This is a genomic window from Martinezella sp. CNPSo 3957 (assembly GCF_057784395.1).
Genome location: NZ_JBXSOU010000001.1, coordinates 287,368 through 308,303, shown reverse-complemented (window position 1 = coordinate 308,303; position 20,936 = coordinate 287,368). Strand labels below are relative to the sequence as shown.

General features: G+C 60.3%; 22 protein-coding genes and 1 pseudogene. 2 read left to right on the top strand and 21 right to left on the bottom strand.

Translation table 11 applies throughout. The features are described 5' to 3' along the window. Positions 1-13 precede the first annotated feature (13 nt). Together AC13QE_RS01485 and AC13QE_RS01480 are read left to right on the top strand one after the other, a co-directional pair. Positions 14-793, top strand: coding sequence for a MoaF C-terminal domain-containing protein (locus AC13QE_RS01485; protein ID WP_488482267.1), 780 nt, complete (start codon positions 14-16; stop codon positions 791-793). 7 nt (positions 794-800) lie between these two features. After that, complete coding sequence (locus AC13QE_RS01480) at positions 801-1,190, top strand: nuclear transport factor 2 family protein (RefSeq protein ID WP_488482266.1); 390 nt, start codon at positions 801-803, stop codon at positions 1,188-1,190. Positions 1,191-1,232: 42 nt separating this feature from the next. On the opposite strand, the gene AC13QE_RS01475 is transcribed toward AC13QE_RS01480, so the two are convergent. The 21 genes and pseudogenes from AC13QE_RS01475 to AC13QE_RS01375 form a co-directional block, all read right to left on the bottom strand. Next, positions 1,233-2,177, bottom strand: a complete 945-nt coding sequence (locus AC13QE_RS01475; RefSeq protein WP_488482265.1) for an AraC-like ligand-binding domain-containing protein — start codon at positions 2,175-2,177, stop codon at positions 1,233-1,235. A 39-nt stretch (positions 2,178-2,216) separates the two neighbouring features. Beyond that, on the bottom strand, positions 2,217-2,933 hold the full coding sequence (locus tag AC13QE_RS01470) for an ABC transporter ATP-binding protein (protein ID WP_488482264.1): 717 nt from the start codon (positions 2,931-2,933) through the stop codon (positions 2,217-2,219). A gap of 1 nt (position 2,934) precedes the next feature. Then, entirely contained in the window at positions 2,935-3,639 is a 705-nt protein-coding gene (locus tag AC13QE_RS01465; protein ID WP_488482263.1) for an ABC transporter ATP-binding protein, read from the bottom strand. Then, positions 3,636-4,673 carry a branched-chain amino acid ABC transporter permease gene (locus AC13QE_RS01460; RefSeq protein ID WP_488482262.1) on the bottom strand — a complete coding sequence of 346 codons (1,038 nt, stop codon included), beginning with the start codon at positions 4,671-4,673 and terminating at the stop codon, positions 3,636-3,638. The genes AC13QE_RS01465 and AC13QE_RS01460 overlap by 4 nt, the downstream gene beginning before the upstream one ends. Then, complete coding sequence (locus tag AC13QE_RS01455) at positions 4,670-5,536, bottom strand: branched-chain amino acid ABC transporter permease (RefSeq protein ID WP_488482261.1); 867 nt, start codon at positions 5,534-5,536, stop codon at positions 4,670-4,672. Before AC13QE_RS01455 ends, AC13QE_RS01460 begins: the two co-directional genes overlap by 4 nt. Positions 5,537-5,702: 166 nt before the next feature. After that, positions 5,703-6,956, bottom strand: coding sequence for an ABC transporter substrate-binding protein (locus AC13QE_RS01450; protein WP_488482260.1), 1,254 nt, complete (start codon positions 6,954-6,956; stop codon positions 5,703-5,705). Positions 6,957-7,016: 60 nt separating this feature from the next. Further along, the gene (locus AC13QE_RS01445) at positions 7,017-8,612 is read right to left on the bottom strand and encodes a GMC family oxidoreductase (protein ID WP_488482259.1); all 1,596 of its coding nucleotides are present in this window, start codon (positions 8,610-8,612) and stop codon (positions 7,017-7,019) included. Between the two features lie 3 nt (positions 8,613-8,615). Then, positions 8,616-10,022, bottom strand: coding sequence for an aldehyde dehydrogenase family protein (locus AC13QE_RS01440; protein WP_488482258.1), 1,407 nt, complete (start codon positions 10,020-10,022; stop codon positions 8,616-8,618). 103 nt (positions 10,023-10,125) lie between these two features. Next, positions 10,126-11,112, bottom strand: coding sequence for a helix-turn-helix domain-containing protein (locus tag AC13QE_RS01435; protein ID WP_132721540.1), 987 nt, complete (start codon positions 11,110-11,112; stop codon positions 10,126-10,128). Positions 11,113-11,172: 60 nt separating this feature from the next. Then, on the bottom strand, positions 11,173-11,454 hold the full coding sequence (locus tag AC13QE_RS01430; protein WP_488482257.1) for a hypothetical protein: 282 nt from the start codon (positions 11,452-11,454) through the stop codon (positions 11,173-11,175). Between the two features lie 135 nt (positions 11,455-11,589). Then, positions 11,590-12,012, bottom strand: coding sequence for a PIN domain-containing protein (locus AC13QE_RS01425; RefSeq protein WP_488482256.1), 423 nt, complete (start codon positions 12,010-12,012; stop codon positions 11,590-11,592). After that, the gene (locus AC13QE_RS01420) at positions 12,009-12,263 is read right to left on the bottom strand and encodes a type II toxin-antitoxin system Phd/YefM family antitoxin (protein WP_132721546.1); all 255 of its coding nucleotides are present in this window, start codon (positions 12,261-12,263) and stop codon (positions 12,009-12,011) included. The genes AC13QE_RS01425 and AC13QE_RS01420 overlap by 4 nt, the downstream gene beginning before the upstream one ends. A gap of 162 nt (positions 12,264-12,425) precedes the next feature. Beyond that, positions 12,426-12,527, bottom strand: a pseudogene (locus tag AC13QE_RS01415) (IS630 family transposase); the annotation flags it as partial. A 168-nt stretch (positions 12,528-12,695) separates the two neighbouring features. Beyond that, entirely contained in the window at positions 12,696-14,069 is a 1,374-nt protein-coding gene (locus tag AC13QE_RS01410) for an amidase (RefSeq protein ID WP_488482255.1), read from the bottom strand. Between the two features lie 17 nt (positions 14,070-14,086). Then, positions 14,087-15,304 (bottom strand): ABC transporter substrate-binding protein, encoded by a 1,218-nt coding sequence (locus tag AC13QE_RS01405; protein WP_488482254.1) that lies wholly within the window; start codon positions 15,302-15,304, stop codon positions 14,087-14,089. Positions 15,305-15,320: 16 nt separating this feature from the next. Next, positions 15,321-16,373 (bottom strand): CobW family GTP-binding protein, encoded by a 1,053-nt coding sequence (locus AC13QE_RS01400; protein WP_488482253.1) that lies wholly within the window; start codon positions 16,371-16,373, stop codon positions 15,321-15,323. After that, positions 16,363-16,695, bottom strand: a complete 333-nt coding sequence (locus AC13QE_RS01395) for a hypothetical protein (RefSeq protein ID WP_488482252.1) — start codon at positions 16,693-16,695, stop codon at positions 16,363-16,365. Before AC13QE_RS01395 ends, AC13QE_RS01400 begins: the two co-directional genes overlap by 11 nt. A gap of 45 nt (positions 16,696-16,740) precedes the next feature. Further along, the gene (locus AC13QE_RS01390; protein ID WP_112345836.1) at positions 16,741-17,622 is read right to left on the bottom strand and encodes a polysaccharide deacetylase family protein; all 882 of its coding nucleotides are present in this window, start codon (positions 17,620-17,622) and stop codon (positions 16,741-16,743) included. Positions 17,623-17,655: 33 nt separating this feature from the next. Then, positions 17,656-18,759: an ABC transporter ATP-binding protein gene (locus AC13QE_RS01385; protein WP_488482251.1), complete on the bottom strand. Its 1,104-nt coding sequence runs from the start codon at positions 18,757-18,759 to the stop codon at positions 17,656-17,658. Between the two features lie 78 nt (positions 18,760-18,837). Beyond that, positions 18,838-20,070 (bottom strand): ABC transporter substrate-binding protein, encoded by a 1,233-nt coding sequence (locus AC13QE_RS01380; RefSeq protein ID WP_488482250.1) that lies wholly within the window; start codon positions 20,068-20,070, stop codon positions 18,838-18,840. Positions 20,071-20,165: 95 nt separating this feature from the next. Next, entirely contained in the window at positions 20,166-20,933 is a 768-nt protein-coding gene (locus AC13QE_RS01375; RefSeq protein ID WP_488482249.1) for an SDR family NAD(P)-dependent oxidoreductase, read from the bottom strand. Positions 20,934-20,936: the final 3 nt, after the last annotated feature.

Genomic DNA, 20,936 nt, shown 5'->3' with positions numbered 1-20,936 from the left:
GGAGGACATACCGATGAACCAGAATCCCAAGGACTGGAAAACCTATGACGAATTCGCCTATGGCATCGAGACGAACCGGCTGCCGGCAACGGAGGCTTTGACCGGCTCATCTCACAAAATCTCGTTCGACGACGGCCGCAAGCTGGAGCTTGCCTTCGCCAAGGGCGAGGTCAAGTGGTCCAACGGCAGGGACGGCGCCACCGACCTCTCCGAGGTGATCGAAGTCGCGCCGAAGACCTATTTCGTCGAGATTATCTTTGCCGGCCGTCCCAAGGAGGCAGAGACGCTGATCCTAAACATCGAAACGCGCCGGGTGCTTTCCATCTACTCCGTCGTTCGCGAACTCAAGGATTCTGTCGGCGAACCGCAGGTTGCGCAGATCTTCCGGCCAGGCGTCATTGAGGGTGGTGTAGCAAGTGGGCCGGTACCGCATGAAAGCCGCGATCTGATTGGGCTCAGGGCGCACTTCACCTACAGCCCCAACCACGTTTATGAGCACACCTATCTCTCGTCGCAGCGCTATGCCTGGCAATGCCTCGTCGGCGTGCAGCGCGGCCATGGTGATGTCGACCTGACCACGACCTACAAGTTCGCCGACAACCTCTACATATTCACCTTCCGCGAGTTCAAGATCGCGGTCGCATCCACTTTCTTCTACAATTTCGATGATATGCGTTCGACAGGCAAGTTCCTTGGCATCACGGGCGACGGCCGAATCCAGAACAGCCCCGCCGGCGCCTTCATCCGCAAGGCTTCGATGACCTACTACCTGCCCGGCCAGGAACCAGTGTGAGGATCCCATGCGCAATGCATTCGATATCGTAAAGGCGCATTACGACGCCAATGACCGCCGCGACATGGAAGGCATGCTTGCGGACATCGCACCGGATTGCCGTTGGACTGAGATGGACGGCTTTCCCTGTGCCGGCACCTATGTCGGACCGGAGGAGATTTTCAAGAACGTCTTCCAGGCGCTGGGGCAGGCCTTTGACGGATACACCTTCAAGCTCGAGCGTCTCCTCGACGCCGGCGACGAAGTGGTTGCCGTCGGGGATTACAGCGGCACTAACAAGCGAACTGGAAAGACATTCAAGGCTCGTGTCGTCCATGTTTGGGGTGTCGCTGAAGACAAAATCCGACGTTTCGAGCAGTTCACCGATACGCTGAGAGTGGCGGAATCCATGCACTGACCGTTGAGGCGGTTCGGCTCCAGCCGGACCGCCTTGTCCCATTCAGGACACACGGACCTTGCGCCATTGCGACGGCGAAACGCCAAAACGATGGCGGAATGCCCGCGAAAAATGCGCGCTCGAGGAAAACCCGAGAGCAAAGGCAATCTCGGATATTTCTCCCGCGTAGCCGCCGGCGTCCCGCAGCTGTGCCGCAGCTTTTTGCACCCGCAGATCCCAGATGTAATCCGAAGGCGTCAGACGTTCGACCTCGAATGCGCGGTATACGTATCGCACCGAGCAGCCCATGCGGCGCGCGATCACCGCCACGGTCAGGTCCGGTCGTTCGAGGTTGCCATCGATGAAGTCCTTGATTCGCTGCAGCAGCACGCCAAGCGGATTGGCGATGGATTTTGGCTGCGGCGGATCAGAACCGATCATGGTGCGCACAAGCTCGATCATGGTCTGGCCGACACTTATACGCCGAGCCTCATCAAGATGATCGATCTCATGAATGGTCGAGTCCATCAGCGATAGAAGGATCCGGCACATGCCGTCCTGCTCGGCATGCGCCGTAAAAGGCCGTGCCAGTCGTTCCACCGCTGTTGCAGGCAGCGCGTAACGCGGCAATTGCAGCAGCAGCTGGCGGACCGGCGTGCTGTTCGTCAGCATGTAGGGACGGCTGGGATCGTAGATGACAAGCGCATTCCGCGAGATGGGCGCATGCACCCCACCCTGCGTGAGCGCGGCGCTGCCCTCCGTCTGCACGATCAGCTTGATCGCGTCGGGATCGTCGGGCGCCGCCGTCACATGATCGCCGAAGACGACATGTCGGTCCGCTTCCAGCCGCGTCAGCCGGCATGTACCCAGCATGGCGGATGTCATCCGGCTCTTCTCCTCGTCGGCGCTGCCGAAATCGAGCCGAACATTGCCGAAGAGATTACGTGCCAGCCCCGCAAACGCTCGGCCGCTGGCGCTGTCGACATGCCGGTGAAGTGCTGCAGCCATGATCGATGTCCTCAAAAGGGCGAAATATTTTTTATCGCTTCAGCTTGCCAGATAAGCGCCGTGCAGAATGTCCGGCTGGGCCTTGAGTGTCGGAGCGGCGCCGGAAAAAACGAGGCGCCCGCGTTCCAGCACGAGAGCCTGGTCGGCGAGATCGAGTGCGAGATTGGCGAACTGCTCGATCAGCAAAACGCCGATACCGCGGGCCGCGGCGATCTTCAGCGCCTCGGCCAGACGCTTGACGACGGCCGGCGCCAGGCCGAGCGACAGCTCATCGACGATCATGAAGCGCGGCTTGGCGATGAAGGCCTGCGCCATGGCCACCATCTGCTTCTGGCCACCCGAAAGATCCGATGCCGATTGGCGCCGCCGCTCCAATAGCTCGGGGAATATCTCATAGGCGTGAGCCAAACCCTCTCGCCGCGCAGTCGCCGATCCTTCAAGGGCCGCCACCAGGATATTGTCCTCGACGGAAAGCTGCCCAAGCACGCGATGTCCTTCCGGTACGAGCGCAAGACCGGTGCGGCGAACGCGGTCGGGTGAAAACCCTTCGAGCGCCGCATCGCCGAGTCGCACCGAGCCGCCGCGCGGCAGGACGCCGGCCATCGCCATGACCGTGCTCGACTTGCCCGCCCCGTTGGCGCCGAGAAGCGTCGTGATCTTGCCGGCTGCGACCGAAAAAGAAACATCATGAATGACGCGCTTGCCGCCGCGCTCGACGACGAGATTCTCGACGCGGATTTCGGGCTTGGTGTCCATGTCAGAACTCTCCCAGATAGGCGCGTCGCACATTGGGATCGGCCAGCACGGTCTGCGTCGGGCCGAGCGCCAGAAGCTTGCCGTAATCGAGCACCATGGTTTCGCTGCACATGGAGCGGATGAGATCGACATCGTGGTCGATAATCAGAACCTGCGCCCGGAATTCCGCCGGTATGCGCAGCACCAGCTCGCGAAAGGCTTTACCTTCTTCTTCAGTCAACCCGGCCGCCGGTTCATCGAGCAGAATGAGCTTCGGCTCGCCGACGACGCATTTCGCCAGTTCGACAAGGCGGCGCTGGAAGAGATTGAGGGATTGGCCGAGCCTCTCGGCAACATCGGTCAAGCCAGCAAAAGCAAGAGCCTGGTTGACCGCACGGGCATGATGTCCAGCACCAACGACATGATCAGCGATTGCGGCGATATTGCCGGCAACCGTCAGGTCCTCCACCACCTGCTCCGTTTGGAACGAGCGTCGTAAGCCGGCACGTACCCGCTGTAGCGGCGTCATCGGCAGCAGCGCCCGCTCGCCGAGCGAAACCGAGCCCTGGATAGGCTTCACGAAACCGGAAAGCACATTGAGCAATGTGGTCTTGCCCGCGCCATTCGGGCCGATGAGACCGGCGACTGGTGCGGTCAGCACGGCGCTGAGTTCATTGATCGGCCTGATACCGCCGAACTGGACGATGAGATTGTCGATCTTGATCATCGCGCCCTCCCCCGGGAAAGAGCAGCATTCAGCCTGATGATGAGAGCCGATATCTGCCCGGCAATGCCGGTCGGCGCGGTTGCCAGCGCATGGAACAGGGCGACGCCGAAGATCCCGATCGTGACGTAGCCATCAATGCCGAGATCGGTGAGCAGCGCCGGCACTGCACGCAAGAGAAGGCCGGCGATGATGGCGCCGTACCAGTTGAAGACACCGCCGACGATGGCAAGCGCAAAGAGATTGAGGCTTTCGAAAGCGCCGAAGGCGCGCCCATCGAGCTGGCCGACATTGCCCGCCAGCAATCCGCCGGCAAGGCCGGCGAGAAAGCCGCTCAATGCAAACGCCCAGGCCTTATAGATCAGCACATTGACGCCGCTGGCAACCGCAACCGCTTCGCCCTTGCGGATCAGTGCCCATGCCCGGCCAGGACGGGCAAGCTTATGCCATTGTGCGATCAGCAGGCCGATTGCCGCCACAGCACAGACATAGAGAAAGTAGGAGACTTCTCCATCGGCGAGGACCGGTCTCGCCAGCATCGCGCGGCCGGAACCGTCAGCCCGACCGAGGAACCCGAGACCACCATCCGGAAAACCCCAGGCGCTGATGACGATCTGGAAGGCACCCGCAAGCATCAGCGTCACGAGCGCGAGATAAAGACCGCGCAGGCGCAAGGCCGGTACGCCGAATGCCAACCCCACCACCGAAGCGACGATGCCGCCGGCAAGCAGGCTCAACTCGAATGGGGGATGAAAAGCGTGGCCCACGCGAAGCGTCACCCAACCGCCAACGCCGACAAGGGCGAACTGGCAAAGGGAGACAAGACCGAGCTGGCCGTAGAGAATGGCAAGTCCGGCAACAGACAGCGACAGAGCGACGGCCGATGTTGCCGCGGACAGCCAGAAGGAATTGCCAAGCAGGGCGACGACGAGCGAGAAGATCGCCATCGTCACGGGCACATGAAGAAGCTGCTTGGGCAGACGCACCATCGATATGCTTTCGGCTGTTGGGGCGATTGTTTGCTCCTGAATGGTCATCGATCTTTCAACGCGGCGCGCGCCGTGCCTCCCAGAATGGTGACCGCGATAAGCGCGATGATGAAAGGCGCTGCTGCGCGATAGGGCGATATCCAGGCAATCGGCGTCAGCACGGCTTCGGCGATCCCGATCAAGATGCCGGCAACGGCTGTTTGCCAAAGCGACTGCAGTTGACCAAGGATCGCCGCCGCGATTGCCGGGATCACCAGCAGAGTCAAAAACGTGCCCTGCAACCGGACGAGATCGGCAAGCAAGAGGCCGGCAAAGCCGGAGAAGATGCCGGTCATGATCCAGGCGGCTGTTTCGGTGTAAAGGATGCGTACGCCGAGGACGGCGCTGAGATCGCGATCATTGGCGAGTGCGCGCATATCCAAACCAAGGCGCGTCCGGGTGAGCAGCAGCGTGATGGCAACGACCATGACGATGGCGAGGACGATGGCGATGATGCGCGTATAGGTCAGGCGCACCGCGAAGAGAGAAACGAACATCTGGTCGGTCGGGAACTGCAGGCGACGCGGCAGCTCGCCCCAGATAACGCCCATGATCGCGATCAGGACCAGCGCCGGCGCCAAGGTGCCGACAGCGCGCACGACGATATCGCGATGCGACAGCATGGGCGCGAAGACGCGACCATAGAGGAAACTGATCGCGGTCGAAACGGCAACGGCAGCGAGGATGGCGACAGCGAGCGGCATCTTCCACTCCAGCAATTGCCAGGCGCAATGGGCTCCGATCGCACCGAAGGCTCCGAATGCGAAGTTGAGAACGCCCGTCGCCCGAAACAGGACGACAAGACCGACACCGGACAGCGCATAGACGGCGCCGATGCCTAGCCCGGAAATGACAAAGGGTAGAAGATTCATGGATCAATCCTCTACGGCGCGGCGCGTCTTCAGACGCGCAAGGGACGCCGTAACACTTTAGATCAGCGCATCGAGCTTTCCGAAAATCGATCCCGATTTCCGGGCCGATGCGTGGGGTCGTTCGGTCCCGCGGATTTGCCGCGGAACCGGTTGCAAGTGTGAGAGCTCAGTTGATGCCGGCGGACTTTTCAAAGGCGCGGATATCCTTCAGCTCCGGATCCGGCGACGGCGCGCAATCGGAGACGACCTTCCACTTTCCACCCTCGGCAACGGCCATGCGCGTCGTCGAATTGGCGTTATGGCGCGGCTGACCATCGCCGAAGTACCAGGGAGCGCAGAAGATATCGCTCTTGAAGTCCTTGATCTCTCGCACGGCGGCAGAGGCGGTCTCGCGGTTGATCTTGGCCGGATCGAGAGTCATCAGCGCCTTCTCGGCGATGCGAGCTGCGAGATAGCCTGCCTGAGCAAAGGTATCGCGCGGGTCGGACTTCTGGCCGTATTGATCCATGACAGCGAGCCAGTTCTGATTGTCCGGCGTCGTTGCCTCGAGATCATTGAATTCCATATTGACGTAGAACTTGCCATCCCAACCGGAGCCGATGGTCGACGGAACCGAGAGATCATAGGCGGAGGCGGCGCTCAGGAAGGTGATCGTCTGGTTGAGGCCCTGCTCTTCGGCAGCCGTCAGCAACGGTACGGCAACACCCTTGGAAAGACCAAGAACGATAACATCCGGTTTGCTCGAAGCAGCCTGCAGGATGATCGATGTAGCATCGGCAGAGCCGGGATCCATCAAAATCGTCTGGGCGGCAAAGCCCTTTTCCTTCGCGAGCAGCATCACACCATCGCAGGACCAGGTGCCGACATTCGGGATGTTCGGACCGATGCAGACGACGGACTTGGCATTCAGCTTGTCGAGCGCATAACCCATGGCGCCGAGCATCGAGACGCGCGGCCCGGCATTGGTCGGCGCATAATTCTCAGCGAAGTAGCACTCACGCGGCACACCGACGCCGGCGACGACAAGAATGCCCGACTTCTTGTAGAAATCGGCATTCGCGCCGCATTCGACATAGCTGGAATTGCCGACCATAAGTACGGCCTTCTCGTCATTGACGAGTTTTGCAGCCAGTTGCGCCGCAATTTCGGGGTTCCACTGATCGTCCTCGACCAGATATTTGACCGGCCGGCCCTTGATGCCGCCGTTGGCGTTGAGGCAATCGAAATAGGCCTTCGCCGCCTTGGTGGAATTGGAAAAGTCGTCCGGTCCGGTCTTGCCGGTGATGGCGCCGATGATGATCGGTTCACCCGTTGCCGGCTTGCCGCTATTGTCGCCGCAGGATACGGCCGCATGGGCGCTAAATGCTGATGCCAGCGTCAGCAAAAGGCCGATCACCAGCCCTCTTAGATTAATAGGCATAGTCTCCTCCCAATTTGTTGTCCCGTTCCCCACGGGCTCATTGCTTCCCCGATTTCCGGCTCACCCGGAAATCGCCTTTCCAGTCATGAAGGCCGCAGCCTTTGCCGCAATCATCATCGTCGGCGCATTGGTGTTGCCGGAAACCAATGTTGGCATGATGGAGGCGTCGCAGACGCGCAGCCCCTCGATCCCACGTACCATCAGGTCAGGCCCGACGACGGCCATGCGATCGTCTGCCCGGCCCATGCGCGCCGTGCCCGCCGGATGGAACACGGTCTTGCAGGATTGACGGATGTAATCGCGCAGCGCTTCAGGGTCCTTCTCGATGCCGGGCTTCGGCAGCAGGCGGCGCTTGACCAGCTTGGCAAGCGCCGGTGCATCGAGAATGCGGATCGCCGTTTCGACACCACGCACCAGGGTTTCGAGATCGGCCGGATCGGACAGCAGGTTGGCGTTGAAATCCGTCTGTTCGGTCGGATTCTTGCTCTTCAGCCGTATCCAGCCGCGCGACCGTGGCCGCAGATAGCATGGACCGATGCTCAAACCGTGACCCGGCTCCGGATCGCGATCAACGAAGCCGATCAAGACAGGTAGGACATGGAACTGCACATCCGGCTGCCCGGTGCCCGCGGTGTCGATGAAACCGCCGCATTCGACAACGTTGGACGTCAGCAACCCGCGATGCGCCGTCAGATAGCGCAGCATATGGCCTGCCGCCCGCAGCCCCTTGTCATGGCCGAGGATCGAGATCGGCTCGCGTGTTTCGCCCTGCACCGGCACTTCCAGATGGTCCTGATAGTTGCTGCCGACACCCGGCAGGTCGGCGACGACCTTGATGCCGATCGAGGAAAGATGTTCGCCGTCGCCGACACCCGACAGCTGCAGAATCTTCGGCGTTGCGATGGCTCCGGCGGTGAGCGCGATTTCGCGCGATGCCTTGAAGATCGCGCCATCGAGCAGCTCGACGCCGACGGCTTTCTGCCCTTCGAACAGGATACGGGCAACCTTGCGCTCCGTGAGCACGGTCAGGTTCGGCCGCTTCTCCGCCTCGCGCAAAAAGGCCTGCGCCGAACTCCAGCGACGGCCGCCATAGGTCGTGCTCTGATAGAAGCCGACGCCGGCCTGATCCGCGCCGTTGAAATCGTCATTGTGGGGAATGCCAATTTCCGTCGCCGCCTTGATGAAGGCTTCGCTTAAAGGATGGCGATGGCGGGGGTCGGAGACGCGCAGGCCGCCCTTGTTGCCGTGGTAATGGCCATTCAGCCGCTCATTGTTCTCAAGCGAGCGGAAGGCCGGCAGCACATCCTCGTAGGACCAGCCCTGGCAGCCCATTTGCGCCCAGGTATCGTAGTCGTTGCGATGACCGCGAATATAGATCATCGCATTCACCGAACTGCCGCCGCCCAGCACATTTCCCTGCGGCACGATGCTGGGCCGGCCATTGAGGCCCCTATCGGGATTCGATGCATAGGGGTGGATATCGATGCCCTTGCCCAGCACCTTGAAAAAAGTGGCGGGGATATGGATCCAGGGATCGGAATCCCGGCGACCGGACTCGATCAGCAGCACCTTGTGCGCCGGATTTTCCGAAAGCCGGTTTGCCAGCACGCAACCCGAAGAACCGCCACCGACGATGATGTAGTCGTAAGTCGTCATGACTCAGCTCAATACGGTCTGGATTGTCGTGAATTCCTTCAGCCCTTCGGCGCCGAATTCGACGCCGATACCAGACTGCTTCACACCGCCGAAAGGCGCATTCGGCTGGATCGTGCCGTGCTTGTTGATCCAGACCGAGCCGCACTCGAGCTGCAGCGCATAGCGCTTCGCCTTCTCCGCATCGGAGGACCAGACGGAGCCGCCAAGGCCAGCCGGGTTCTGGTTGGCGCGCGCGACCACCTCATCGATGTCGCTGTAGCGGATGATCGGCAGGGCCGGACCGAACTGCTCCTCGTCGACCAGGCGGATACCGTGGTCGACATCGGCAACGAGCGTAATCGGATAGAAATAGCCCGGTCGATCCATCGGCGCCCCACCGGTCAGGATACGACCGCCATTCGCGCGCGCATCGTCGACGAGTTCGCGCACCTTGTTGAACTGCATCTCGTTCTGCACCGGACCGAGAATGCTCGCCTCATCCAGCCCATCACCGACGGCGATCTTGCCGGCATATTCCGCAAGACCGCGGCAGACCTCCTCATAGATGCTGTCGTGTACATAGAGCCGTTTCAGCGCCGCACACGTCTGACCATTGTTGATGAAGGCACCCCAAAAGAGTCCTTCGACTATGACCTTGGGGTCGGCATCGGGCAGGACGATGCCGGCGTCATTTCCGCCAAGCTCCAGCGTGAGGCGTTTGAGGGTCGCGACCGCAGACGCCATGACTTTTTTGCCGGTTTCCGTCGAGCCGGTGAAGGTCATCTTGGCAATACCAGGATGGGACGAAAGCGCCGCACCGATACTGTTTTCACCAGTGACGACGTTGACGACACCGGGCGGCAGAACCTCGTTCATGATCTCCACCAGACGAATGGTGGACAGCGGCGTCAGCGGCGAGGGCTTGATGACAACGGTATTGCCAGCACGAACGGCCGGAATTATATGCCAGCAGGCGATCATCACGGGCCAGTTCCAGGGCGTGATCGAACCAACGACGCCGATAGGCTTGCGATGCAGTTCGACGCGGCCTTCGTTATCGTCTTGCAGGATTTCCACTGGCAGATCGAGTTCGGCAGTATGGCGCGTCCAGGCGAGCGCGGCACCGATCTCGAAGCGAGAGCCGAGACCATTGAGCGGCTTGCCCTGTTCGCGGGTCAGGATTTGAGCAAGTTCCTCACCGTGCTCGCCGATCTTTTCAGCGACGGCGCGGCAGGCCGCCGCGCGCTCCTCGCTGGAGATCTGCGACCAACCCTTGAAGGCTTCGGCGGCCGCGGCAACCGCGCGGTCGAGATCCGCTTCACTGGCAAGCGGCATATGGCCGACAATGTCACCATTCGACGGATTTTTAACCGGTGCATGATGAGATGTGGCAACAGGTTCGCCACCGATAAGCAGGGTGTACTGCTTCACGACATTTTCCTCCCGTGACTTTCGAGAGGACTATGCCCCTTGCCCTAAAACCCGTCTTGGGGAGAAACGCGCCTCGTCTTGGACTGGAACGCAGTCTCGCGCTTCAGTCCAACCTATGGGCCGGCTCGGCGGCGCGAAGCAGCTCGCTCGGCGCGCAATCGAACAGCTCCTTGAAGCTGCGATTGAAATAGGAGATGTCATTGAACCCGGCCGAATAGGCCACTTCGGCTATCGTCGCCGGGTTGCGCTGCTCTTTCAGCTGCTCGATCTTTTCCCGCGCAAAGCGCAGCCGCTTGTCGCGAATGACCGTCGTGCAGGTCATGCCCATGCCCTGGAAATCCTGCTGCAGGGTGCGGATGGAAATGCCGAGCCGTGTCGCCAGCCACTTGGCGCTGAGGTCGCTTTCGGTCAGATGCTTGTCGATGAGGATATCGACCATCTGCATGCGCTTGCTGGCACTTTCATGCAGCGAATTCAGGCTTGCCGTCTGGGCGCCTGTGGAGAGGAATGCCTGACGGGTTGTATCGAACATCAGCTGACGAAGATAAGGTGAAGCTGCTTCATTATCCGGCGTGGTCATCATCTTGGCAATCAATGCACGTAGCATCATGGCCATCGGGTCGCTCGCCTCGAGCTTGCGCGCAACGTCAAAATCGATCTTGCTGTTCGAATACATTAGCTGCCGAGGCAGATGCAGCGACAGGTGATTGGAGAAGTGCCCGCGAAAATAGAAGGTGGTCGGCCGCGTCGAATCGACAAGAATGCATTCGCCGACATCGAGAATGTTTTGCTGGCCGGAATGCTCGACACCGCAGACGCCCTCCAGCTGCAGGATCAGAAACAGATGCTCATTGGCATCACGGCGAATGTCCTCCCAATCGCGGTGGACATAATCAAGATCGTTGGAAACATGAGCAAACTCCATGCCGCAGACATCGATACGGCTCGCCGTGCCGATGACGCTATCACCGCGCTGCATACTGTGCGGATTGAAGTTGCCGCAAATGCTTTGAAGGTCGTCAACCCACTGATCGTAGGGCGTCGGTGACCAGGTCCGGTCAACCAGACTGCGATTTTGCAACAGGTCCAACTCCGCCTCCCAACAGTGTCAGCACTGCGGAAGACTGCTACAGATCTTCTGGTCCGTCAATCAAATACTTAACATATTAATGAAATCGAAGAGGCCTTCATTCGCCGCTATCTCCATCTGTTCCGGCGTCGCACAGATCGGCCAGCGAAGACCCCAACTTCCTGCGAAGGCGCCGCTATAGATCTTCGAATAAATATCAATCTTTTCAGTGGAGAAGGTCTCGGCGGGCAGAGCATCCTGAGGCTGTTCTACGAATTCCATTGCGCGTAGGGCAAGTTCCCTATTTTCCGGCGTCATATGTTCTGCAGAGAACCCCCGGCCCGCCACGGCGATGTTATTCAAGACGCTAAGAATCTTCCGCCATTCACGAACCGCCGGCACGCTGGCAGCTCACCGATCAGGATCTATGCGCCAACAAGATCTCCATTCACCCATTGCTGCGGCTGAGCTACAGCTTTCTCGGTTGCCTCTAGAAGTTCAGCCCTGCCATGGATCAACGATGATCACACCAGTTCCATCGAAGTCTTTGATATTCCGCGTGACAACAGCCAGACCATGGACCAGCGCCGTTGAAGCGATCAAGGCATCGGCCTCGTTGCGACGGTCCGGAATGTGAGGGTGAGCACAACGCGTAGCGACGGCATCGTCTATGGGCAGAATACGATCCACAAATTCCGGGCGAACGCGGCTATCCATCCACTCTCGTAGTCGAGCGCCTTGCGACGCATCGCGGCGCTGAACACTCAAGATACCGCGTTCGATCTCCATGATCGTGATAGCGGAGATGAAGAGTTCACGGGCATCCTGCGACGCAACCCATTGCGTGACGTTTGCATCTGCCTTGCCATCCCCAACCTTCCGCAGCTCGAAGACGACGTTCGTATCGAGAAGATACTTCAAGACAGATCGACCTCGCGTGTCGCGATTTTGGCTCTAGGCGTATCCATCTCAATAGTCGAAAGGCCGGGCATAGCGAGCGCGTCAACGAGGTTCCTGCGTTTCCCTGACAAACGCTCGAATTCACTGTAGGTCATCAGGACGTGCGATGGCTTGCCGCGATCTGTGATAATCACGGGACCGTGCTGAGCGGCCTTTTTAGCCTTGCTGACGTCATGATTGACCTCTCTGCTGGACAAACTCGTCATACTCATAGGCAACCTCCATGTAGGTAAGTACCTACTTATAGAGTATCATTGATTTTTGGGCAATAGTCTCGCCGGCTGAGGTCTTGAAGAGATTTGAACGATAGCCGGCAGGAGGGACATGAAATGAGAAGCAAGGTGGCGTGGACGAACAACTGCAACGCCTCTGAGGATCATGACGACGTCGCCAGGTTTGAGAACAGGCAGGAGTTGGCGTTCGACATAGGCTCGAAAGCACTGGCCATTGATCGGTCCGTTAAAGACACAGGGTGCAACGGACCTGGATCAAGACCGGTCTGCCGGGACTACTATCCGCTTCGTCGACTGAGAAGAGATGCGCCCCGCCGAGGCACGGCGCCGGCAACCACCTCACTGCCGGGGCGACTACAGGGCCGCATCGCGCCGCAGCCCCGACATCGGTTGTTTTCATCAGTACATTCTTCAACAGCCGACAGTCGTTATTGCCTCTTCCAGCGCCAGAGCGGCCCCCAGCAATCGCTCATCATGGTTCTTGGGAGCCGACAGCAGAAAGCCGACCGGCATGCCGGCTTCGCCCACCCCGCAGGGCAGAGAAACGCCGCACCAGTCAAGAAAATTACCGATCGCCGTATTGCGTAGCGTTCTGCCATTGATCTTTACGAACAGTTCGTCATCGGCCTCCAGGGGGCCAAGCGCCGGCGCGACATGGGCAACCGTCGGATAGGCGATAAACTCATTCGGCCCAAGCGTTGCGGCAACCTCCTTGATCAGTTGCTCACGCACTTTGAGCGTTTCCAGATAGCCGACCAGCGTCGTTTTCTCTCCGAGGCGCGTTCGCGCGACAACACGCCGATCCATGGCTTGAGCCTCCGGCCCCGCCAAGCGACGATGATGCAGCACGAAGGCCTCGGCAGTAACCAACGGCCCATACTCGGCCATCAGCTCAAAGAGCCTTTCGAATGCGGGAAAGGCAGCTCGCCGGATCTTAACGCCAGCAGCACTCAACCTCACTAGCGTCGCCTCAAAAGCTGCAAGAACACCATCCTGCGCATCATCCATGACGATATTTGTCGGCACGACGATGGAAAGCCTGGCGGCTTCGGCGCGCTCCACCTCGGGGACAAAGCGCCCGCGCATTGCGGCATCGACCCAGATCGCATCCTGGACGCTGCGGCACAAAGGCCCTAGCGAGTCGAGGCTCGTCGACAGCGGAAAGACGCCGGCCATGCTGTAACGGCCATGGCTTGCCTTATAGCCGACAAGGCCGTTGAAAGCAGACGGTATGCGCACCGAGCCGCCCGTATCCGTGCCGATCGCCACCGGCACGAGACCGGCCGCAACCGCGACGGCGGAACCCGAGGACGAACCGCCGGGAATTCGCGGCACATCCGTTGCCAGCGGGTTTAGCGGCGTGCCGTAATGCGGATTGAGGCCGAGACCGGAAAAGGCGAATTCGCTCATATTAACCCGGCCGACGGCCACCATGCCCGCCGCCTGCAGGGCCCTGACGACATCGGCATCGTCCGGCGCGGGCGCGGCATCCGCAAGCACGATCGAGCCGGCCGTCGTCGGCAGCCCGGCGATGGCAAAGAGGTCTTTCCAGGCAACGGGAATGCCATCCAACAGCCCGCGCGAACGCCCTTCACGCAGCCTCTTAGACGAAGCAGCCGCCTCCTCCTTCGCGCGCCGCTCCAAAAGCTGCGTGAAGATCGCCTGGTCCTTATAGGTCCGGATCGCGTCGAGGGTCTCCTCGGCCAGCGCGACCGGGTCGAGACTGCCGGACTGGATCAGGACCGAGAGTTGCGCGATCGATTTGCCGAGATGTGTCTTTGTCACAGGTCCTGCTCTCCTTCTCAGCCAACCAGCTGCATCCAGCGGCGCACGAGATAATTGTGCTCATCCATTGTCGTATTCCAGACGGCAATGCAATTGGCGCGCTGCCAATAGGACCCGCCGCTGCGCACCGATCCTTTCCTTATCCGCATCTGGCCATCCGGGCCGGGCAAGTCTTCGGTGGCCGCCGCGCCTTCATACCAGTAGTCCCATTCGGCCTGGGTCATGAACTGCCGCGAACGCTGCGGTGTCGAAATGTAATAGCCCTGCCGCGCGACCACGGCACCCGGCCATCCCGATATCCACCAGTTCAGATAGTCGTAGGCAACGTCGAGGAGGCGGCCGCTCAACTGTTTCGAAAGACACAGGCCACCATGCCAAGCGCGATAGCCTTCGGCGGGGACGGCCTGCTCGACCGGCACGCCCTTCGAATTCAGAATGCCGATGCCGGGCGACCACATGCTCTGGACGCTGGTCTCGCCGGCGATCATCAGCCGGGCCGCATCCTCGGCAGTTTTCCAGAAATCCCGGAAGAAGCCAGCCTTCTTGCGCTGCTCCAGGAGATCGATCAGCTGGTCGATCTCCTGAATGGACATATTGCCGATATCGTCGAAGGACATGAGGCCAGCGGCCTGTGCCGCGAGCGCCGCATCGAAAATGCCGATGGCAGGCTCATCGACCAGCGCCACTCTGCCCGCCCAGCGGTCGTCGAAGAGCGCGCCCCAGGAATGCATGCCGACACCATTGGGCGCCAGATCGGTCCGATAGGCGAAGCTGTCGAAATTATGCGTCGTCGGCAGCATGGAGATGAAGCGCGACGGCGTATCGCCCAAGGCGAGGTTCGGCTGCACGAAGAGCTTCTTCGCCGGCACGTCGCCGAGCCCCAATCGCGGATTGGGGCCGATGTGGCCGGTCTTCGTCAGATCGTTGACCTCATCCCAGAGCACGATGCGCTGGGTGTCCACAGGCTGGATCGCACGCCAATGCCAGACGATATCGAGATTGTGGAAGCACTGGTCGTAGATATCGTAGGTCTCCGGCTCGCGGGCCGCCTTGTATTGAGTTGTCAGGAAATCGTTGTTGTCGAAGATGACATCGATGCCGAGATCGTCCTGCGCGCGCAGGCGCAATTCCTCCAGCAGCGAGATCGCGGTACCGAGAACGCGCAGGCGCGGCCGACCCTTCAGATGTAAGGCGGGAGCGGACATGCTTTTGGCGATGGATTCATGCTTGTTCATGGAGATACCAGTTGTCTCATCGCGCCGCGGCGATCGGATAAGGCGCGGCAGGCACGTACGCCAGTGTGAAGGCTTCGAAGGAGCGTTTCAAGAGAGTGCCGTCGAGCCCATCCAGGATGAAGACCAGTCGCGAGCTGCGGTCTTCCGAGGGCCATCCATCCATATGCACCGGCGTATGAACCAGATGCTGAACCCCATGAACAGCGACCGGGCGCTCCTCACCGTTGAGATTGAGAATACCTTTTACCCGCAGCACGCGCTCCCCATGCCGATTGAGCAGCATGGTCAGCCAGAGCCCGAAAGCGGTCCAATCGACAGGCCTGTCGATGACGAACGAAATCGAGGAAATGGCGGCCTGATGCGGCACGCCATCCGATGAGACGAGCTGCACCGGCTCCTCACAGTAAAAGCCGCTCTGCGACAGGCTGCCGCTTGGCGAGACGTCGCTTTGGACGGCAACAAGCGAGGAGAGATCGAGATCCGGATCGGCCGCTGTCAGGATTGGAGCATAGGGATTGAGCGTTCGAAGGCGAGCCCGAAGGAAATCTCCCTTGCTGTCGGCTTCAAGATCGGTCTTGGTCACGATCAAACGATCCGCGACCGCTGCCTGCCTGTTGGATTCGATATAGGTGTCGAGCTGGCGCAGCCCATTTACCGCATCGACAGTCGTAATCACGTTGCCGGCGCAGAAATGATGCCGGAGCACCGGATCGGCCTTGATCGTCGACAGGACCGGAAAGGGATCGGCAAGACCCGTGCTTTCAATGATGACGCGCCGGAATGGCGGCAAGAGCCCGCGCTCGCGGCGGGAATAAAGTTCCTTGAGTGCCGTAGCAAGTTCGCCACGCACTGTGCAGCAGACGCATCCGGAACGCAGTAGCACCATCTCGCCCTCGACGCTTTCGACGAGATCGTGATCCAACCCGATCTCGCCGAATTCGTTGATGAGCACGGCGGTATCGGCAAAGGCCGGGTCCGCAAGGATGCGTTTGAGCAGCGTCGTCTTGCCGGAGCCGAGAAAACCGGTCAGCAGATTGATCGGCAGGAAGCCGCTTGTTTCAACCGACATGGCGTCCCTCCATCCTGGCGACGAAGGCAAGGTCAAGCGGATCGCAGTACCGTCCGACGAGCCTTTCGGCCGCCGGCCAGAGATGGCCGAGATCCTCGATGATTTCGCTCCTGCCCGTTCTGGTCGACAGCACGAAGGACGCGCCCTGCCAGTCGGCAAGGACAAGGCCGAAACCCGAGAGCATCACGTTGGCGGCACGCACGCGCTCGGCGCGCTCGCGCCGCCGGTCGAAGCTTGCTTGATTGCGGGTGAAGACGCCCGGCCGTGCCGCGGCATCCGTCCAATGCTCATTGCCGCCGAGCACGCCGCACAGTGAACACATGGCAATCACCTCCAACCTGATGCTTCGATCCTTCAGCCTAGCCGTCTATTTCTTGCGCGGAAAGCGGGCGGCGAAATCGTCGGCGATCTCATTCATCGTGACGAACTTGACGCCTGGATGCTTGATCATATGCGCATAGAGCCTTTCCAGCATCATCAACACCTGAGGCCGGCCCGCGACGTCGGGATGGATGGTGATCGGGAAGACAGCATAATCCATCTCGCGATAGACCCAGTCGAACTGATCGCGCCACATCTGCTCGATATGATGCGGATTGACGAAGCCATGGCTGTTCGGGGATTTCTTGATGAACATCATCGGCGGTAGATCGTCGAGATACCAGGATGCCGGGATTTCGATCAGATCGGTCTCCTGGCCGCGTTTCAACGGCACCATCCAGTCCGACGGCTTGCGCGAATAGTCGATCTTGGTCCAGCTGTCGCCGACGCGCACATAGTAGGGCGTGAAGTCATTGTGCATCAGCGAGTGATCGTATTTGATGCCGCGCTCCAGAAGCAGCTCATTGGTCACATTGGAGAATTCCCACCACGGTGCGACATAGCCGGTCGGGCGCTTCCCTGAAAGCTTGGTGACCAGCTCGATGCACTTGTCGAGGATCTCGGTCTCCTGCTCGCGCGTCATGGCGATCGGATTTTCATGGCTGTAGCCGTGGATGCCGATTTCATGGCCGGCATCGGCCACAGCCTGCATCTGCTCCGGAAAGGTTTCGATGGAGTGGCCGGGAATGAACCATGTCGTCTTGATGCCGAAGCGTTCGAAGAGCTTCACCAGTCGCGGGCTGCCGACTTCGCCGGCAAAAAGGCCTCTCGAGATATCATCAGGCGAATCCTCACCGCCGTAAGAGCCGAGCCAGCCGGCGACGGCATCGACGTCGACGCCAAAACTGCACAAGATTTCCTTTGCCATGGGATGACCTCCTTCAATTTGAGTTTTCTGTAGTCAGTGAGCCGGGATGACGGTCGCGTCGGCCGGATCCCAGGCAAGCATGACCTCGGCGCCTAAGGGAAAGGCGCCGGGCCGGTATTTATCGACATGGGCTTCCAGCGCCAGGCCTCGGCCGTCCGGTAGGCTGATGCCGATCTGCGAGATATGGCCGACCACGTCGAAGCGCTCGACGCGGGCGCCGACCACATTGCCGCTGAAAGCCCGGATGAGATCTTCGCGCGCCGAGCCACTCGCCGCGTGAACCTCGATCGCCTCCGAAGGAATGACGATGTTGACCTTGCTGCTGAGGCCGCCATTGGCGCAGCCCGACAGCGTGCCGAAGGATGTGGAGACGAATGTGCTGTCGGCCTGCGTGCCGGCGACCTCGCCTTCGAAGATGGTATTGCGGCCGATGAACTGCGCCACGAATGGCGTATCGGGGCGCGTATAAAGCTGAGCTGGCGGACTGATCTGCTCCACCCTGCCCTGGTTCATGACGACGATGCGGTCGGATAGCGCCAGCGCTTCCGACTGGGCATGCGTGACGAAGACGAAGGTCACGCCGAGCCTCTTCTGCAGCAGCTTCAGCTCGTTCTGGATCGCCTTGCGCAGATTGGCATCGAGCGCACCCAGCGGCTCGTCAAGAAGCAGCACATCCGGCTCGACCACGAGGCCGCGAGCAAGCGCGATGCGCTGGCGCTGGCCGCCGGAAAGCTTGTCCGGCTTGCGCTCGGCAATATCCTCCAGCCCAAGTGTCACAAGGATACGATCGACCCGCGCATCCCGCTCGGCCTTCGCCATGCCCTTGACCTCGAGACCATATCCGACATTCCGCCGGACGGTCATATGCGGAAACAGAGCATAGTTCTGGAAGATCATCGATGTCGGCCGCTTCTGCGGCCTGACATCGTTCATGCGCTCGCCCTTGATCATCATGTCGCCGGAGGAAATGCTTTCGAAGCCGGCGATCATGCGGAGCGTCGTCGTCTTGCCGCAGCCCGACGGACCGAGAAAGGCGATGAATTCACCTTTCCTGATCGAAAGATTGAAGTCGATGACGGCGGGCGTGCCATTGTCATAGACTTTGCCGACATTGATGAGTTCCAAATCATATATCATGAGAGATCTCCGGGCGTGGACGAGGAGGCGGACATCGCCTCCCCGCGCGGCATAGGATGGCCGGCAGCAGCCATCGGATCAGGCATTGAGGAATTCATCCCATTTCTGAACGAGATGGTCGTATTCATCCGGCCACTGGTGCCAATAAGCGACGTTCTTGGCGCGCTCCGCCAGCGAGCCGCCATCGCGCAGGTCCCCTTCCTTGATACCGCGCTCAGGAGCGCCGACCCATGGCTTGCCCTCGTACCAGAAGGCATATTTGTCCGGCGCCATGACCTTCTGGATATTGGTCGACGGAGAATAATAGCCCTGTTCGGAAACGGTGATGCCGGGCTCGCCGGAGAGCCAGTAATCGGCATAGGCGATCACGGCTTCCTTGTTCGGCGTGCCAGCGATCATCGACGGGCCGATCGCCCAGCCGCGATAACCTTCCTTCGGCACGGCATATTTACATGCCTTGCCCTGGGCCTTGACCGCCATGACGGCCGGCTGCCAGGCGTCGCAGACGACCATCTCGCCCGATGCCATCAGATTGACCAGCTCGCCGAAATCGCCCCACAGCGCGCGGAACTGCCCGTCCTTCTTCTTCGAAACGAGGAACTTCGCCGCTTCGTCGATTTCGGCCGTGCTCGGGTTGCCGGGATTTTTCACGTTCAGAAGGCCAAGCGTGTTCATCGCCATGATCGCCTGACCGAAAGCGATCAGCGGATCGGTGTTGAGGCCGGACTTGCCCTTGAACTTCGGATCGAATATCGCCGCCCAGGTATTGGCTTCCTCGGCGGAGAGAACGTCCGGATTGTAGCCGATGGAGTCGTAGTTATAGACGGCAGGCACCATGTTCAGCATGGTCTTGGCGTCATCGGCCCAGATCTGGCCGACGATCTGCTGCTTCGGCTCCCACTTGTCCGAGGGTGTGGTGAAGGTATCCCGGATATTGGCCCAGTTCTTCAGGGAAGCGGCCGGAACCGGCTCGACATTGTTGGTCATGACGATCGAGGGCAGACGCTCGCCGATGATCTCCCAGCAATCGTAATCCTTGGAACCGGACAGGATCTTGGTCTGCGCGTCGGGAAAGGTCGCCGCAGTACCTGAGGTCTGCCCGACACCGCTCACCTTGCGGAAGTCATCGAGGATACGCTCCTGGACCGTGACCGAAAGACCGATGGTGCGCAACTGCTCCTTGGCGAGATTGGCAGCCTGTGCGTAGGCCGCTCGCGACGACAGGAACGGCGTGCCGCCGCCGATTGCAAGCGCCATAACGCCGGCCGAATGCTTCAACAGAGAGCGTCTGTTCAATTCCATTTTGGACATTTTTGTTCTCCAGTGCTGATTGCTGTTCCCTAGGCCCTTGTTGGGCCTCTTCATTGCCGTATCGCCCCTACCCAGCCATCGCCGGACGATGACGATCAGTACCGCCCCACAAGGAGGCCACCATCAACGACCAGAACCTGGCCGGTCATGTATCTCGCGCCGTTTGACGCGAGGAATGCGATCACGTCGGCGATGTCTTCCGGCTCACCCAGCCGGCCCATCGGAATGAATTCGGCAGCCTTTTCCGCGCCTGAGGGGCCTAGCGAATTCTCTTCCGAAAGGAGCTGAGCCGTGCGGATATAGCCCGGCGCAATGCCGTTGACCCTGATGCCGTCCTTCGCCAGTTCCACCGCAAGCCCGCGTACCAGTCCGACGACACCGGATTTCGCCGCCGAATAATGGACATGCTCGTCCCAGCCATAGGCGACACCCATGATCGAGGAGAGCGCGACGATGCTGCCCGATCCGCGGGTACGCATGCCGGGTACGGCGGCACGCACCAGCTTGAAGATGCCCTTCAGATCGACATCCATGGTTAAGTCCCACTTGTCGTCGGTAAGCTCGCCGAGCGGCGTGCGATGGGCGATGCCGGCATTGGCGACGATGACGTCGATCTTGCCGAAACGCGCCTCGACATCGGCGACCAGCTGGTTTGCCGCTTCCGTCGAGCGCACGTCGTAAAGGTGGAATTCGGCCGAGCCGCCGGCGGTCAGAATGTCATGAACCGTCTGCTCACCTTCCTTCTCGAGGATATCGGTGACGACGACATGGTCGCCGAGCGTTGCAAAAGCCTTAGCCGTTGCCTGGCCGATACCGATGCCCGCACCCGTGACGATGACCACCCGCTTTTCTAAACTGTCCATCTG